The sequence below is a fragment of the Streptomyces sp. NPDC002734 genome (assembly GCF_040295685.1).
Taxonomy (GTDB): domain Bacteria; phylum Actinomycetota; class Actinomycetes; order Streptomycetales; family Streptomycetaceae; genus Streptomyces.
The window spans coordinates 35438-51621 of record NZ_JBEOVU010000025.1 but is presented as its reverse complement, the minus strand read 5'-3'; the positions used below and the strand labels follow the sequence as shown (position 1 = coordinate 51621).

At 73.4% G+C, this 16184-nt stretch carries 16 protein-coding genes; 9 read left to right on the top strand and 7 right to left on the bottom strand.

Going from position 1 to position 16184, the window contains the following annotated elements:
• Window positions 1–117: 117 nt before the first annotated feature.
• The 7 genes from ABT026_RS21900 to ABT026_RS21870 are packed head-to-tail and all read left to right on the top strand — an operon-like array spanning window position 118 to window position 6752.
• Window positions 118–1725: a hypothetical protein gene (locus tag ABT026_RS21900; protein ID WP_351116557.1), complete on the top strand. Its 1608-nt coding sequence runs from the start codon at window positions 118–120 to the stop codon at window positions 1723–1725.
• A gap of 1 nt (window position 1726) precedes the next feature.
• Complete coding sequence (locus ABT026_RS21895; protein WP_351116556.1) at window positions 1727–2164, top strand: roadblock/LC7 domain-containing protein; 438 nt, start codon at window positions 1727–1729, stop codon at window positions 2162–2164.
• Entirely contained in the window at window positions 2161–2580 is a 420-nt protein-coding gene (locus ABT026_RS21890; protein ID WP_351116554.1) for a DUF742 domain-containing protein, read from the top strand. The genes ABT026_RS21895 and ABT026_RS21890 overlap by 4 nt, the downstream gene beginning before the upstream one ends.
• Window positions 2581–2614: 34 nt before the next feature.
• Window positions 2615–3154 carry a GTP-binding protein gene (locus ABT026_RS21885; RefSeq protein ID WP_351116553.1) on the top strand — a complete coding sequence of 180 codons (540 nt, stop codon included), beginning with the start codon at window positions 2615–2617 and terminating at the stop codon, window positions 3152–3154.
• Window positions 3151–4380, top strand: coding sequence for a cytochrome P450 family protein (locus tag ABT026_RS21880; RefSeq protein ID WP_351116552.1), 1230 nt, complete (start codon window positions 3151–3153; stop codon window positions 4378–4380). Before ABT026_RS21885 ends, ABT026_RS21880 begins: the two co-directional genes overlap by 4 nt.
• 9 nt (window positions 4381–4389) lie before the next feature.
• The gene (locus tag ABT026_RS21875; protein ID WP_351116550.1) at window positions 4390–6285 is read left to right on the top strand and encodes a helix-turn-helix domain-containing protein; all 1896 of its coding nucleotides are present in this window, start codon (window positions 4390–4392) and stop codon (window positions 6283–6285) included.
• On the top strand, window positions 6282–6752 hold the full coding sequence (locus ABT026_RS21870; RefSeq protein WP_351116549.1) for a hypothetical protein: 471 nt from the start codon (window positions 6282–6284) through the stop codon (window positions 6750–6752). The genes ABT026_RS21875 and ABT026_RS21870 overlap by 4 nt, the downstream gene beginning before the upstream one ends.
• Window positions 6753–6859: 107 nt before the next feature.
• Here ABT026_RS21870 and ABT026_RS21865 read toward each other — a convergent pair whose 3' ends face one another.
• Window positions 6860–8086, bottom strand: a complete 1227-nt coding sequence (locus ABT026_RS21865) for an acyl-CoA dehydrogenase family protein (RefSeq protein WP_351116547.1) — start codon at window positions 8084–8086, stop codon at window positions 6860–6862.
• Between the two features lie 478 nt (window positions 8087–8564).
• Window positions 8565–10658 carry an AAA family ATPase gene (locus tag ABT026_RS21860; protein WP_351116545.1) on the bottom strand — a complete coding sequence of 698 codons (2094 nt, stop codon included), beginning with the start codon at window positions 10656–10658 and terminating at the stop codon, window positions 8565–8567.
• 212 nt (window positions 10659–10870) lie between these two features.
• Here ABT026_RS21860 and ABT026_RS21855 point away from each other — a divergent pair, with 212 nt between their 5' ends.
• Window positions 10871–11350 carry an SsgA family sporulation/cell division regulator gene (locus ABT026_RS21855; RefSeq protein ID WP_351116542.1) on the top strand — a complete coding sequence of 160 codons (480 nt, stop codon included), beginning with the start codon at window positions 10871–10873 and terminating at the stop codon, window positions 11348–11350.
• 151 nt (window positions 11351–11501) lie between these two features.
• Here the strand turns inward: ABT026_RS21855 and ABT026_RS21850 are convergent, their stop codons facing one another.
• From ABT026_RS21850 to ABT026_RS21830, 5 genes are all read right to left on the bottom strand, one after another.
• Window positions 11502–11675, bottom strand: a complete 174-nt coding sequence (locus ABT026_RS21850; protein WP_351116541.1) for a hypothetical protein — start codon at window positions 11673–11675, stop codon at window positions 11502–11504.
• A gap of 79 nt (window positions 11676–11754) precedes the next feature.
• Window positions 11755–12114 carry an ArsR/SmtB family transcription factor gene (locus ABT026_RS21845; RefSeq protein WP_351116539.1) on the bottom strand — a complete coding sequence of 120 codons (360 nt, stop codon included), beginning with the start codon at window positions 12112–12114 and terminating at the stop codon, window positions 11755–11757.
• A 184-nt stretch (window positions 12115–12298) separates the two neighbouring features.
• Window positions 12299–12673 carry a hypothetical protein gene (locus ABT026_RS21840; RefSeq protein WP_108955907.1) on the bottom strand — a complete coding sequence of 125 codons (375 nt, stop codon included), beginning with the start codon at window positions 12671–12673 and terminating at the stop codon, window positions 12299–12301.
• Window positions 12674–12840: 167 nt separating this feature from the next.
• Window positions 12841–13386, bottom strand: coding sequence for an HAD domain-containing protein (locus ABT026_RS21835; protein ID WP_351116537.1), 546 nt, complete (start codon window positions 13384–13386; stop codon window positions 12841–12843).
• Window positions 13387–13538: 152 nt separating this feature from the next.
• Window positions 13539–14900, bottom strand: coding sequence for an MFS transporter (locus ABT026_RS21830; protein ID WP_351116536.1), 1362 nt, complete (start codon window positions 14898–14900; stop codon window positions 13539–13541).
• 102 nt (window positions 14901–15002) lie between these two features.
• Between ABT026_RS21830 and ABT026_RS21825 the strand changes: the two genes are divergently transcribed.
• Window positions 15003–16088: a DUF5937 family protein gene (locus tag ABT026_RS21825; protein ID WP_351116534.1), complete on the top strand. Its 1086-nt coding sequence runs from the start codon at window positions 15003–15005 to the stop codon at window positions 16086–16088.
• Window positions 16089–16184: the final 96 nt, after the last annotated feature.

Genomic DNA, 16184 nt, shown 5'->3' with positions numbered 1-16184 from the left:
CGAAGATCGAAAGGTCCGGGACCGCCGCACACGCTCCGGAGAAGTGATCGCCGGCGAGGCCCGGCATCGCGTCCCCGCGGGCGACGTCGAAAACTCCTGGTCGATTGGCGATAACGCGTGCTCGATTACACGGACTTGGTCATCGGAGCGTCGTCCGCGCTCGGCTCGGCGATCGTGGTGTGGTCGGCGTGCCTGCCGGGCAGGCGGCGCGTCGCACGGGAACTGGACGAGGCCTTGGCGGCCGCTCGGGAGAAGGCCGAGGCCGCCGAGCTCGCCCGGCAGGAGCAGGGCCGGCACTGGCAGTACGCCCAGCAGGTGATCAGCGAGCTGGAGAGCCTGGTGGAGCGGCGACTCCCCCAGGTGGTGCAGGAACTGGAGGGTGTGCGGGTGCCGGCCACGGCCGGACTCGCGCACCCTGCCGTGTTCGAGGGCACCGAGGTGGCCGGCTACCTCACGGCCGCCGAGGGGCTGGTCCGCGGCGCGGGCGACGTCGTCCGGCGCGGCGTGGAGGAGTCCGCGCGCGGGGCCCTCCGCGGCATCGCGGAGGAGGTCCAGGCGGCCCTGACCCACGCCCAGGCCGACATCGACGACGGTCTCGACGACCTGGAGCTCACCGGCGGCGGCGTGTACGCCGGGGCGAAGGACGTGCGCTCCATCCTCACCAAGGTCGACCACAGCGTCACCATGGGCGTCCACAGCGTGCAGCGGCTGCGGATCCTCACCGACTCCTGGCCGGGCGTGCAGCGGGCGAGCTGCACGGTGGCGGAGATCGTGGAGAGCGCCCGCGGCCGCATCCGGCACAGCAGCGCCGTCGACTACGCGTACCACGTGGACACCGGCGAGATCGTCGTCGACGGCCTGATCGTGGAACCGGCCATCGTCGCCCTGACCGAGCTGCTGGCCAACGCGACGGCCTACTCCGGAGGCACGGTCGCGGTCCACGTGCAGCGGGTGCCCAACGGGATCCGGTTCTCGGTGGAGGACCAGGGCCTCGGCATGGCCCCGCTTCAGCTCGAGGAGGCGGAACGTTCCCTCTCCGCCGGCGGGGCCTGGGTGACGGACCTGGCGGAGCCCGGGCGGCTCGGATTCCTGGTGGTGGGACGGCTGATGGCCGAGTACGGGCTGCGGGCGGGCCTCTCGCCGTCCGCCGCCGGCGGGATGCGCGCCGACCTCCTCGTCCCGGACGCCCACCTGCAGGAGGAGGTCCCGCAGGAGCCCGCCTCCGCGGGCGGCCTGCGGCACGCGGTGCGGCCGGAGTTCCCCGGCGGCCTGCGGCCCCCGGCGGTCCCCGGTCCCCGCGCGCCGATGGCCGCCCTCGCCCCGCCCGCCGACGCCTGGACCGCCGGCACCCGGGCCTCCGACGCCTGGGCCGCGACGCCCCCGCCGCCCGCCACCGCACCTGTCACCGCACCCGCACCCGCTCCTGCGCCGGCCCCCGCCTCCACCTCCGCCCGCCTGACGCCCGCCCAGCACAACGGGGCGTACCAGGCACAGACCCCGCGACTGCCCGACCCCTCCCACGGGTTCGGCGCGCCCGCCCCCGCCGCACCAGAGCTCCCCGTCCTCCCGAAACGACAGCCGCGCGCCCCCCGCCGCCATGCCGCGCCGTCGCCGCGGTCCCACGCCGCCCTTCCCGACCCCGAGACGTTCACCGCGGACCTGGGACGGGTGATGGACACCCTGATGGAGGGCTACGGCGACGGCACGAACGACCAAGGAGCCTGAGATGTCCGAGTACACCCATGCAACCGCCGACACCGTCGACATGGCGCCCCAGCTCAACACCCTGCTCGGCGACGGGGTCACCGGCGCCGTGCTGTTCTCCAGCGACGGGATGATGCTCACCCACACCGACGGGATCCCCCGGGACACCGCCGAGAAGCTCAGCGCGGCCTTCAGCGGACTGGCGTCGCTGCACACCTCGGTCTTCCTGGAGTTCTCCGGCAGTCGTCCCGACCAGATGCGGATGAAGTACAACATCATCGACTTCACCGAGATGACGGTGGCGGTCCTGTCGGCCGGACGGAACACCGGTCTGGCGGTGGCCGTGGAGGGCGACCGGTCGCCACGGGTGCAGGCCGCGATCGGCAAGAGCCTCAAGCTGATCAAAGGGCTCGGCTCGTACCTGGAGGCCCGCGAACGGCAGCTCACAGCCGGGCAATGAGCGGCGGACCGGCAGCCGGCGGGCACACCCGACGTGGGGTGGTCCGCTCGCACACCGTCATCCCCCTCGCCGAGGACGAGCCCTCCGGCGAGGTGGACCGGGCCGGCGTGGACGAGGTCCCGGAGCCCCCGCGGCTGCGCACCGACCACGCCACCCTCCTCTCGCTCGCCCCGACCGCGCCGCGGGCCGGCCTGGGCGTGCAGGCCCACCGGGTGCTGGCGCTGTGCGCGCCGGGAGTGGTGTCGGTGGCCGAGGTGGCGGCCCACCTGGAGATGCCCGGCGGGGTGGTCCGCGTGCTGGTGACCGACCTGGTGACCCGGGGGAACCTGCTGGCGGCCGACCCGTTCGTCCCGCAGGCACAGCCGCACGAGAAAGAATTCCTGGAACGGATACTCGATGGCCTTCAGCGACTCTAGACGTCCGCACTACCTGCCTCCGGGGTCCACCTCCGTGAAGATCGTGGTGCTCGGCGCCTTCGGCGTCGGCAAGACGACCCTCGTGGAGACGGTCTCCGAGATCCGGCCGCTGCGCACCGAGGAACGGCTCAGCCAGGCGGGGCAGATGGTCGACGACCTGCCGACCGCGGCCAAGACGACCACCACGGTCGCCATGGACTTCGGACGGCGCACGCTGGCGGGCGGCATCGTCGTCTACATGTTCGGCGCGCCCGGACAGCCCCGCTTCGCCGACATGATCCGTTCCCTGCTCAACGGCGCGCTGGGCGGCATCGTCCTCGTCGACACGCGGCACGTGGACGCCTGTTACGAGTCGATCGGTCTGCTCGAGGAGGCCGGCCTGCCGTACGTCATCGCGATCAACGACTTCCCCCAGGCGCCCGTGTACCCCGAACCGGTCCTGCGGGACGCGCTGAGCCTGCCCGACGACCGGCCGATGATCCGGATCGACGCGCGGGCCCGCGAATCCGCGAAGCAGTCCCTGATCGCCCTGGTCAAGGACGTCCTGAGTCCCAAGGAGATCCAGGTGCGATGACGACTTCCGCGGGTGTCCCCCGACTTCACGGCACGGCCCTGGACGAACAGGACCTGTACGCGCATCTTCGGTCGCAGGGCCCGGTGGCCTGGGCGGAGATCGCCGACGGCATCCACGTCCTGGTGGTGACGGGCTGGCAGGCGGCCCGGGAGGTGCTGACCGGCCCCTCCTTCCGCAAGGACCCGGGCCACTGGGAGGCGCTGAACCGCGGCGTGGTCCCCTCCCGTCTGACCTATCTGGCCACGCCCGGACTGCACCACAGCGACGGCGAGCGGCACGAGCGGCTGCGGCGCGCGGTGGGCGACTGCCTGGCCTCGGTCAACCTGCACGCGGTCCGCGAGACTGTGCAGCGGCACGCTCGGGACCTGATCGAGGACGTGGCCGAACGCGGCCACCTGGACCTGATGGCCGAGTACGCGGACCGGGTGGTGGCCCGGACCATGACCGGACTGGCCGGTCTTCCGCCCGAACTTGCCGACCGGGTACGGGCGGCCACCGACCGGCTCGCCGACGCCCAGCCGGACGCCACCACCGCGTGGTGGGACCTGTACGGCATGGTCCAGGAGGTGCTCGACGAGAAACGGGAGCACCCGGCCCGCGACTTCGCGTCCTGGCTGCTGGCGCACCCCGCCGGTCTCAGCGACGACGAGGTGTGCCACCAGGTGATCGCCCTGATCATCCTGGGCGCGGCGCCCACCGCGGCCTGGATCGGCACCACCCTGCACGCCCTGGTCGCCGACCCGGCCTACGCGACCCGGCTGATCGGCGGTTCGGTGACCGTGCGGGCGGCGCTCACCGAGACCCTCTCGCGCCGCTGCCCGGCCGCCACCATGTCCGCCTACTACGCGGTGAGCCCCACCGTGCTGCACGGGGTGCACGTCCCGCCGGGCATCCCCGTGCTGATCCACCACGCGGCCACCGGCGTCGATCCCCACCGCCCCGGGGACGGCGGCGCGCACGACCGCAGTCACCTCGCCTGGTCCGCGGGGGTCCACCAGTGCCCGGCGCCCGGTCTGGCGACCACCATCGCGGAGGCCGCGACCGAGACGGCCGTCGACATGCTCTGGGACCTGACCGCCCCGATCACCGCGGTCGCCCGGCGGCCCAGCCCGTTCCGCGCCTGCCCTGCCCACGTGGGGGTGCTGTTCTCCACCACGCGCAAAGGCAGAAGAAACCTTTCGACTTGGCGCGACGGACGCGACGTACGCCCCAGCGACGAGGAGTGAGACAGGCACATGTTGACCGTCCGAGATTTACCGGCGTTCCCCGAACTCGGCATCACCGCGTGCCATGTCGGGGACGACCGGGAAGTGCAGTCCGCGCAGGTGCTGTCCGACACCGACTGGATCAGGTCGAACATCGCCCACGCGCTGATCGTCACGCACAGCAGATACCTGGAGGACGCCGAACGGATCATGTTCACCCTCTCGGCCGGCGGCGCGGCGGCGCTGGTGGTGTCCGGGGCGACCCCCGACACCCTCGCCCCGGCCCTGCGGGACACCGCGGCCCAGCACCGGCTGCCGCTGCTGACCACCTCGCACTCGCTCAGCGACTGGAAGGCGTTGCTGACCCACCGCGTCGCCGAGCTGTGCGTGACCGCCGCCCGGCGGCACGCCGCGCGGCTGGGCACCCTGCTCGACCAGCTCGCGCACCCGCGGGCCGACACCGTCACCGGGGTCGCCGAGTACCTCGCGGAGGAGCTGCCCGGCAGCGTCGTCGTGCGGGACGCCGGCGGGGTGCGGGCGGCGGCCCCGCCCGCCGCGCCGGTCACCCTGGCGGCCGCGCTGGAGCACCCCGACCAGCCGCGGCAGGCGCTCGACGGGCTGCACGTCTCCTCGGTGCCGCTGGGCGCGCAGGGCGCGCTGGTGGTCGGCACCCCGAGACCGCTGGGACAGGCCGAGACCGAGCTCGCCACCTGCGCCGCCAAGGTGCTCACCGTCGCCATGCCCGGCGGACAGCGCTCCGACGACCTGGTGGTCTCCGACGCGGTCCGCCAGGTGCGGCTGTCGGCGTTCCAGCTGCTGATGACCGGGCACGCGGTCGACGCCCAGCGGGTCACCGCCTCGATCATGCCGGGCCTGCTGGACCCCACGCACGCCCAGGTCTACGTCGCCGACTGCGGGCGGGCCGGGCGGGCCCTGGTGATGGCGCAGGCCGACCGGCTCTTCGCGGGGCAGGCGCTCACCGTGGCCTGTCCGGCCTTCGACAACCACATCATCAGCGTCGTCCCGCTCGTCAAGGAGCAGGAGCACGAGCACACCGTGCGGCACCTGCTGGAGGTGTTCCGCACCGCGGGCGTGCACATCGGCGGCAGCCAGCCGCACGAGCTCAAGGCGGTGGGAGACGCCTACGACGAGGCCCTCGCCGCGCTCACCCGGGCCTCCCACTACCCCGAGCGGATCGTCATCGCCTCGCCGCGGCCGCCGGGCCTCGCCGACGTGCTGCCCGCCGAGGCCGCCCGGTCCTGGGCCTCCGCGCTGCTGCAGCCGATCCTCAGCACGGCCCGCATCCGGCAGCTCGAACTGACCGCGATGGCGCTGGAGTTCCGCACCACGGCGGCCTCGAAGGTGCTGGGCATGCACCGCAACACGCTGGCCCGGCGGGTCGCCCAGACCTGCGAGGCGGTGGGACTGGACCCGGAGCTCACCATGCACCGGATCGCCCTGTCCCTGGCGATCCAGGTGGTGCGGATGCACGGCACCGGGAGCGCGGCGGAGTCCGGCCCGCCGGCCACCCTGCACGACCTGCTGACCAGTCAGGAGGTCCGGGCCTGGGCCGACAAGACGCTGCGTCCCCTCGCCACCGACCGGCGCGACCTGGTCCGCACCCTGCGCGCGTGGGTGACCTGCGAGTTCCACGTCGACCAGGCCGCGGCCCGGGTCGGCATCGCGCCCAAGACGGTGCGCGCCCACATCCAGGCGGCGGAGCACCTGCTGGAGCGGGACTTCATCACCGGCATACCGCAGGACCTGATGGAGGACCACGGCGAGCACCGGCTCAGCGGCATCCGGCCGCTGACCTGTGCGATGTACGCCACCACTCCGCCGGGCGAGCCGTATCCGGCGCTGACGACGGTGGCGCGGGCGCCGCGGCCCGCGAACGCGTCCCCCTGGCCCGTGGAGGTGTCGTGAGCGGCGCGCAGGACAGCGGAGTACGGGTCAAGGAGCTGCTGGAGCGCCTGCGGTGGCACGCCGAGCACGTCGCGGCGGCCTGCGCCGCCCGTGACCGGCTGATGCTCCAGGCGCGGTACGAGGGCGCGGACGCCGTGGAGGTGGAGGAGGCGGCCGGACTGAGCCCCGCGCGGGCACGGGCCCTGGCCCGCGCCGCCGTGGTCCCCTCGCGGCTGTGGCCCGGCGCGCACCTGCGGGTGCCTCCGCAGCTGCTGGCGGACGACGAGGTGCTGCAGGCGGCGCTGACCGGGCTGTACGCCCGGCTGGTGGGCGTCGTGCCTCCCGAGGAGTGGAGCAGGGAGGAGCTCGAGGAGGAGCTCATGACCGGCGTGGCCCCGCGCATGCCGACGGGTCACCACTGGCGGCTGACCGTCGACGACGTCACCGGCGGCTTCGCCTACGGCGTCTGGCCGGAGAGCGTGGCCTGAGCGGCCGTGCGCGCCGGACACGACGGCGGCGGGCCGGAACGGCCGGGCGCCGGACACGGCGGAGGGCCCGGTCCCCCGACCGGGCCCTCCGCCGCCCGCACGGGCGGTCACACCGCGAGCAGTCCGCGCTCCGGGCCGGGCGGGATGGTGCGGGCCACGTGGGCGAGGCGGACGGACCAGGAGCCCTTGCCCTCACCCAGCGCCCTCTCGGCGAGCCGCAGGTACTGGACGTCGGAGGTGCCGGCCGGCGCGAGGATGTGGAACGCGTCCCGCACGTGCCGTTCCACCGCGCGGTCGGTGAACAGGCCCGCCGCCGCGTGGATCTCCATCGCCTGCCGGGCCGAGGTGATGGCGTACTCCGCGTTGACCGCCTTGGCGTTCATCATCTCCTCGTCGCACGGCATGCCGTGATCGAGCAGGCTGACCGCGTGGTACAGCGCGGTCCGGGCGGTCATCAGGCGGGACTGCATCTCGCCCAGCTTGATCTTGACGTTGGTCAGGTCCTTCAGCGGCCGGCCGTAGCGGATCCGCTCCGTGCAGAAGGCCGCGGTCTCCTCGACCACGGCCTGGTGGATGCCGAGCGACACAGCGGCGAGGTTGGGTCTGCCGTAGAGCGTGGAGGAGGAGTAGGCGACGTCCAGGCCCTGGCCCTCCTCGCCGAGCCGGTTCGCGGCCGGCACCCGGACGCCGTCGAGGACGATCTCCCCGAAGGAGAAGCCGTGGAGTCCCATGGACTCCTGCTGCGGGGCCAGGCGCACGCCCGGCCGCCTGGCCTCGACCAGGAAGGCGCTCAGCCCGCGCGATCCCGGACCGGTGCGCACCACCACGCCGTGCAGGTCCCCCACGTGGCTGTTGCCCACGTAGACCTTGCGGCCGGTGAGCACGTAGTCGCCGCCGTCCCGGACCGCGCTGCTGGTCATGCCGAGGACATGGCCGCCCGAGCCCGGCTCGGTCACGGCGATGGTGGGCAGGCACGCGCCCTTGGCTATCCGCGGCAGCCAGGCCGCGCGTTGGGCCGCGTCGCCGAAGTGAATGATTTTCGCGACGCCCAGAATGCTCGCCTGCGCCATCGCGCCCATCGCGCCGCAGACGCGGGAGAGTTCCTCAATGATCACGGTCTTGCCAAGGTGGCCCACCCCCATGCCCTGGTACACGGGGTCTATCGTGGCGCCCATCCAGCCCTGTTCGGCGATCATTCGGGAGAGTTTGTGCCCGACTTCGCCGACGGTCTTCTCCGTCTCCAGCTCTCCGATCCGGGGTCGGATCTCCGTCTCGGCGAACTCCCGCACCCTGGACCGTAATTCGTCGTGCGTGGCGGTACCGAACAGATCCACCGTGGAGACCCCCTGTTCCCGTTGTTCCCCGCGCGTCCGGTGCGGCGCGGAAGCCACTTGTCGGCCAATTGGCGCCCCATCCGACAACCGACTCCCTCATGCTCCAACGTTCCCAGGCATCCGCCTAGACAGCTGTCCGGACTTGGCCGAAACGCATACGCGGATACCCACCGGGGCATATGCCGTCGCATTCCATGATCGACCTTCCCCACCCATTCCCATCTGCGGGTACGGCTTTTCCGAAGATCTCCGGAGCGGCCTTTTCGGGCTGTCATGGCCACGAAAATACTCAGGCGGAACTGTTCGCCGGCACCACCCTCGTGACGGTTTAACGACGGTGTCCGAGAATGTCTCTGGCAATTGCGCGAGCCATCACATCGCGCCAACGGTTTTGAGCGCCCTTTGCGCCCCGGCGCGCGCCCCAGCAGGACGTCTCATTCCCGCCCCATGCGGCGGATCCCCGCGAAAAGCGGGTCATTCACTGTTCAACCACCCCTGCCGGAGCCGCCAGGCGCGCGTCGGCCGTCGCGGCCCTGACCGGCGCCGGGCGGTCGGAGGTCTCGCGCCGCCACAGCGCGTCGCACAGACGCTCGTGGGCCCGCTGCAGATGGCGCCGGTAGGTGCTGTAGGGCAGGCCCAGACGTTCGGCCGCCGCCATCTGGTTGGGCACCCGGTGGAAGTAGGTGGTGGCGACCACCCGGTGCACCCGGGCGTCCCGCGGGTCGGCGCGCATGGCGTCGACGACGTCGGTGAGCAGCTCGCGCAGCAGCTCCGCGGCGCGGTCCGGGGTGTGACCGGGCAGGCCGGTGACCATCCGTGCCCGCAGCAGCGGGCCGGCCGCGAAGTCGTCCTCCCGGTGCCAGTCGCGCAGCGCGGCGCGGACGGCCGTGTCGAAGTCGGCGCGGGTCAGCGGGGCGGCGGGGCCGGCCGTCGGCACGGCGGGCGGCTCCTCGGTGAGCGCGCCGGGCTGGGTCCGGTCGAACCAGACCGACAGCGGGGTGGTCCGCCAGTCGCAGGCGAACAGCGAGTACGTGTAGCCGTTGGGCCAGGGCATGTCCGTGGCCCTCTCGTGCCCCAGGTGCCGCATCAGCGGGTCCCACAGGTCGGCGAACGGGCTGAGCAGGAACGACCAGGCGAGCCCCTCGGAGCGGATCCAGTCGGCGCAGATGCGCAGCTGCATCAGGTGCTGCACCGGGGAGATCTCGCCGTAGGCGGCGGGGTCGACGAAGAAGCGGGCCACCAGCATGTGCTGGCCGGGGCGCATCGGGCTGGTGCGCCCCACGTACTCCCACGCCTGGGCGAGGATCGGGTCGGCGGCCAGCTCGTCCTCGCCGGGCGTGGAGATCCGCAGCCAGGTCATGAACGCGGCCGCCTCGCCGGTGGCCGAGTCGCGGTAGAGCCAGAAGGCCTCGGGCTGCCGCTCGAGCCAGAAGTCGACGACGGCCGCCGACTCGGGGCCCTCGGTGAGCGCGATCAGCCGGCGCACGGCCTCGTGGTCGTCCGGCCGGAGAACGTCCTCGTGGAAGTCGCCCTCCCGGCGCATCTGGAAGTACTCGCCCATCGACCCGTAGCGCTTGAGGTAGGTGAGCTCGCGGATCGCGGTCATGGCCTCGGCCGGCGGGGCGGTACGGGCCTGCTCGAGCAGGATGTGGCCGAGGCGGCGGTGCATCTCCTCGTACGCCTGCGGGTCCCGCCAGCGCAGGTCGGTGTCGAGGGCGTCGCTGACCATCTCGTGCAGGAAGAGGCCCTGCCGCCCCCAGTCGGCGATCGGCAGCCGCCGCAGCCAGGTGAACATCTCGGCGCCCCGCTCGGGTCCGATCACCGCGCGCAGCAGCCCCTCGGTGGTGGTCATCGCGTGCGCGGTCACCTCCAGGGCGAGCCGGTGGGTGGGCGAGGGGACGTCGCCCACCATCTGCTGGAGCAGCGCCGTCAGGACGTCGGGGGTGGGCGCCCAGTCCCCGCCGTTGCCGTCGGTGGCGATGCCGGCGGCGAGGTTGAGTGCCAGCGGGTGACCGCCGGCGAACCGCAGGACGCGCCGGCCCACGGCCGGCGACACCCCTCGCAGCTCCAGCAGCCGTGCCGCCTCGGCCTCGTCGAGGTCGCCGAGCGGCAGGACGGCCAGGATCTCGCTCCAGGCGACGTCGGCGGTCCAGGTGGGGCTCGGCGCCTCCCGGCCGGCGAGCACCACCAGCGTCCGCGGCGACAGGGCGGGCAGGAAGCGGTCGACGAGCCAGCTCTCCAGCCCCTGGCAGTGCTCGAAGGCGTCGACGAGCAGCACGGCGTCCTCGGGGGCGCCCGCGACCTCGGCCTCCACCCCGGCGGGCGAGGGGTCGACGAGCCTGCCGTTCACCTCGACCACGGGCCGGCCCGCGTCCCGGCTCTCGTCCGCGAACCGCCGCAGCAGGGTCGACTTGCCCACGCCGCCGGGCCCGTGGACGTAGATCACCGCGGGCGCGCCGTCGCCGCCGGCGAGGGCCTCGCGGAACACCGCCAGCTGGGCGGAACGTCCGACGAAGGCGCGCTCCCGCGCCCACCGCAGCCGCTCCGCCAGGCTCTTCGCTTCACGCTTCATCCGCGCAATGTATACGCCGCTCCGACGTGCGGGAATCCGCCTCCGCCACCCGGACAGGAGGGGGCGCGGACCCGTGCGGGCACGGGGGTGAGCGGCGGGTGAGCACCCACTGGTCTGGCGGGTGAGCAACGGGGGCCGTCACAGTGACCGGCGAAGGACGAACGGGCGTCACGCCCGCGTCGGCGTCGTCCCCCGCCCCAGGAGTGCTGCCCATGTCCCCCGCGCACCGCCCCGGCCCTGACGGCCGGCCCCCGCAGGAGCTCCCGGTGGAGACCTGTCTGACCTGCCACCTCGTGGTGAACCAGGAGGCGGCCACGCCGCTGTCGGTGCATCTCGGCTACGACCCCGCGGAGCCCTTCGGGGTGAGCGTGAGCTTCCCCTCCGACGAGAACCGCCGGACCCGCTGGGTGTTCTCCCGGGACCTGTTGCAGGACGGACTGTACGAGCCCACCGGTGAGGGGGACGTCCGCGTCTGGCCGTCCGGCGGCTGCCGGTGCGGCTGCTGCGGCAGCACCCACGCCCGGATCCTGCTGCAGGGCGCCACCGGCTACGCGCTGCTCGACCTGCCCCTGGAGCCGGTGCAGCACTGGCTCGACCGGACCTGGAGCCTGGTCCCCGAGGGCACCGAGGAGTCCCGGCTCGACTGGAGCGTGGTCGAGCACCTGGTGGGCCAGGAACCTCCGTCGGCCTGAGGACGGCGGTCCCTGAGCAGGACGGCGGTCCCTGAGCAGGGCGGCGGCCTGAGGACGGCGGGCCGGTCCACCGCCGGACGACGCGACGGCCCGCCGTGCGCGGTCGCACGGCGGGCCGTCGGTCGCGGGTGCGCCCCGCGAGGTCGGCAGGTCAGCGCTTGAAGGCGTCCTTGCCCTTCTCCTTGGTGCCCCGGGCGTGCCCGCGGCCCTCCAGGGCGCCTCCCTTGGCCGCGGTCTTGTCGTCGCCGGCGGCGTGGGCGGTCTTGCGTACGGCCTTGCCCACGATCTGCTCGCCCTTGGCCTTGGCCTTCTCTTCGGCACTCATGGCTACTCCCTTCGTAGGCGGTCACCGGTTCGTCTGCCCCCGACCGGTCGCCGGAAACGGCGGGAGGAGTTCCGTTCGGCTACTCGGCCACCGCCGGGACCGGCGGGGCGGGGTCGCTCTCGCGCAGTTCGGCGAGGAGCTCGTTGCGTCCCGCCAGGAGCTCGGTGAGGATGCGGCGGGCCGCGCGGAGCAGCTCCGCCACGTCGCCGCCGGCGAGCGCGTAGCTGACGGTCGAGCCCTCCCGGATGGACACGACGATGCCGGCGCGGCGGAGCACGGCCAGTTGCTGCGACAGGCTGGACGGCTCGATCTCGATGTCGGCGAGCAGGTCCCGCACCGGGACCGGCCCGTGCTGCAGCAGTTCCAGGACCCTGATGCGTGCCGGGTGCCCCAGCATGCGAAAGAACTCTGCCTTGGCTTGGTAGAGGGGCAGTTGCATGGCGCTCTTCCTGCCGGTCGGGGTGGCTGGCTCCCATGGCGCGGCGCTCCCCCGCCGCGCCATGGGTTTATCCGCTCATCTTCTCGATCCGTGCAGCTCACGTGCACCAGTTGGAATGATCTCCAAGTGATGACTTGAAGAATTCTTCAATTCCTGGGCATGCGTCTGCCGGGTCGCGGAGCGGTCAGACTTCCAGCTGTGCCTCGACCCGCTTGAGGACGTGGCGGGCCATCGCCAGGTTGGAACGCTCCTTGTCGATCACCAGGTAGAGGAACAGGCCGTTTCCGTTGCGGCCCGTCACCAGCCTGATCAGGTGGTACTGCGTCCCCAGCGTGATGAGGATGTCCTCGATCTGGCTCTGCAGCCCGAGGTGCTCCATGGTGCGCACCTTGGCCCGGATCACGTCGGTGTTGCCGGCCGCCGCGACGGTCAGGTCCAGTTCCTTTCCGCCGCCGAGCGTGCCGAGGGCCATACCGCTGGTGTAGTCGACGACGGCCGCGCCCAGCGAGCCCTCGACCTCGGTCATCAGTTCCTTGAGTGCAACTTCCACGCTCGCCATCGCGGCCTCCGTTGTGTGTCGGCGGTACGAGCCCCGGTTCCGGGCCCGCCTGCGATCGCAACGTACGCGGAGTGATCCGGCGCGAAGAAAGATTGATCGGGAATGACGGAAGGTGATCAAATGACCATCTTCACGAAGGTATCCAGTTATAAAAAATGACCAACCAACTACGAGTTGCAGGCGAGTGGAGGCTCCCGCAGCGCGGCGCGGTCGGTCAGGCCGTCCGCGAGATCGGCCAGCGCGACGAAGTCCTCGGGACGCAGACCCAGGCGCGGGTCGACGTGGTGCAGAGCCGCCGGCGCGGGGCTGCAGGCGTCGACGTACAGCTCGTCCAGCACGCTCTGTTCGTCGTCCACCCAGAGGAACGGGCGGCCGGCGGCGTGCTCCACGATCGCGGCGGTCTTCCAGTGGACGCCGTCGGAACGCTCCCGGAACAGGTCGTCGCCGAAGTCGACGAAGGGGAGCTCGGGGAGGCCGAGGACGGGGGCGATGTGCCGGTTGGCGTGGGCCGTCCAGGCGGTGGCCCAGCAGATGTCGAACCCGAGGGACAGCAGCGCGGGTCCGTGCGCCGGGTTCAGCCACAGTCGCCACGGGCGGGCCCTGAGGGTGCCGGGCACCGGTCGCGCCCGGTAGCCGGGCAGGGGACGCGGCCGCGCGGCTGCATACGGGTTGAGCGGCCCGTCGACGTCGAGGTAGAGCAGCGGCCTGTCCATGGATCCCCCTTGTGTGGTCGTGCGCGACCAGCGTCGCCGAGGCCGCGCCGGAGGTCATGAGTACGGGTACTCAGGTGCGGCACCCGGCACCGGGCACCGGGCACCGGGCACCGGGTCATGACGTCCTCCGAACGGGTCGGGATCACCTCACCTTACGGAGCGGCTCGGACATCGCCGCCGCTCCGATCACCGCTGCTCAGCGCGGGGCGGACGGGCGCCCGGTCCACGGGTCCGTCCCGCCCCGGCGCTCCTGCCGTCCCACGATCCGCCGACGCCCCGTCAGCGGACCGCGGGACGGCGTCGACGGCGTCCTTCTCCGCGGCGACGGCAGCGGCGGCGATCAGTGTGGCGGCGCCGAGGCCGCCCCAGAGGGTGAGGGGGCCGCGCGGGGCGAGCGCCGTGATGACGGCGGGCGACACGGCGAGGCCGAGGCCCGTGGAGAGCTCGAAGCGGGCCAGGGCACGCCCCAGGTGGCGTGCCGGGGCCAGGTGGGTGACGAGCGCGGTGGCGCTGCCGGCGTGGACGATCTCGCCGATCGTGCACAGCACGGACACCGCGAGGACCGCCGGGGCCGCCCAGGGGTGGCCGTCACCGGGTGCGGTGACCAGCAGGAAGCCGAGGTAGGAGAGGGAGAGGAAGAGGCCGGCCAGAGCCAGCACGGACCGTCGCCGGTAGCGGGCGAGCAGCAGGGTGACCGGCACCTGGAGGGCGACCACCAGCACCGTGTTGGCCACGAACACGGCGGCCGACCACACCGGGGCGGCGTGCAGCTGTGTCACCAGCACCAGGGGCAGGGCGATCTCGGGGACGTTGAGGCAGAAGACGTAGACGACGTTGGCCGCGAGCAGCGCGGGCATCCGCGGCACGGCCCCGTGCCCGCCGTCGGACTCCGCAGCGGTGGCCGGACGCACCCGCAGGCGCACGGACCAGGCGAGCGCCGCGGCGACGAGGTAGGCGAGGCCGGTGGCCGCGGCGAGCGTCCGCAGGGCCGGGGCGCCGCCCGCGAGGCAGACGGTGGCCACGAGGGCGCCCACGCCGAGGCCCGCGTTGCGCAGGGTCCGGCCGGCCGCCAGGGCGGCGTCGCGCTCCCGGCCCTGGGCGACGGTGGCCACCACGGCGGCGTGGGCGGCGGGCCATGCCTGGTTGCCGACGCCGTGCAGGAGCGTGGCCGCCGCGAACATCCACACGCCGCCTTCCGGGGTGGCCAGCAGCACGGCGACTCCCGCCACCCGCACCAGCATCGAGGCCGCCACGACGGTGCTGCGTGCGCCCCGGTCGATCCACCGGCCCACGGCCGGCATGCAGACCAGACCGGTGACGACGGCGACCGTCATGGCGACGCCGGTGACCGGGGCGGACAGCCGCAGCACCGTCAGCCCGTAGAGCAGGAGGAAGGGGCGCAGCATGCCGGTGCCCAGAGCGTCCACGCCGAGGGCGACGGCGTAGCGGGGTCCTCCCGAGGCGCGTACGAGGGCGCGGGGGCGGACCTTCACGGTGGTCGTCGTGGTCGTCATGGCCCCACGGTCGCGGCCACTGGCGGTGCGGGGCACGTGGGTTGACGATCACCGTCAAGCGACGCGTCGACGCCCGCCCGTGGCGGGGACGATGATGGGCGGGTGACGCTGAGCATCGACATCCGCGGTCTGCCGGCCCAGGGCCTGCGGTTCGCCGCCTCCCCGCTGGCCGAACTGACCGCGGTGCTGCACGTGCTGGCCGAGCCGGAGCACCATCCGCGGCCGGCCGCGCGGGCCGCCGGGGCCGGGGCGGGACCGGGGCCGGAGCTGGCGGAGCGGCTGCGGGAGGCGGACGTCCTCTGGCGGTCCTCCCAGGCCGACTTCCTGCTCCCGGCCCGGCCGCGGCCCACGCTCGGCGAGGAGCTGGACGACGTGGACCGGCTCGACGACGAGACCTATGTGACCGCCGCGCTCGTCTCCACGTGCGGCGGCGGTCGTGACCGCCTGGCCGGACCGTCCCCGCTGGCCGACGGCGGCGCGCGGGAGCGGGTGCTGCGGCTGGCCCAGGCCCGCGGGGAACGCCAGGAGGCCTTCACGGCGCGGCTGCTGGCCGATCCCGGCGCGGTGCGGGCGCGGATCCGGCGCACGCTCGAGCAGTGCGCGGAGGAGTTCTTCGACGCCGTCTGGGCGGACGTCGCCGGGCGGCTCGCCGCCGACCTGCGGGTGAAGAACGACCTGCTGCGGCGCCAGGGGCTCGGCCCGGCGCTCGCCTCGGTGTCCGGGGCCCTCTCCCTCACACCGGACGGCGGCTGCCTGGTGGTGGACAAGCTGCAGGACAGGGCCGCCTCCGCGAGGTGCACCGGTCTCACCTTCATCCCGAGCGTGTTCGCGCACCCGCATCTGGTGGTGGTCCACTCCCCCGGCTGGCGCCCTGTGGTGCAGTACCCGGTGGCGGAGCCGGAGCCGGCCGCCCCGGTGCCGCTGGAGACGGTGGCCCTGCGGCTGGCGGCGCTCTCCCACCCGGTGCGGCTGCGGCTGCTGCGCACCCTGGCGCGCGGCGCGCACACCACCGGGGAGCTGGCGCACATCTGGGAGTTGTCCCTGCCGGAGGTCTCCCGTCACCTCGCCGTCCTGCGCCGCGCCGGTCTGCTGTCGGCCGGGCGGCACGGCCGTCACGTCCGTCATGCCCTCGATCTGCCCGCCGTGTCGGCGCTGGGTTCCGACCTGCTGGCCGCGGTGCTGCGCTGACCGGCGGGCACGGCAGGGGCCCGTGCCGCGCCGAGGGTGCACGGCGAGGGCCCGTGCCACGGCAGGTCGCCGTGGCACGGGCCGGTGTGGCTGTCG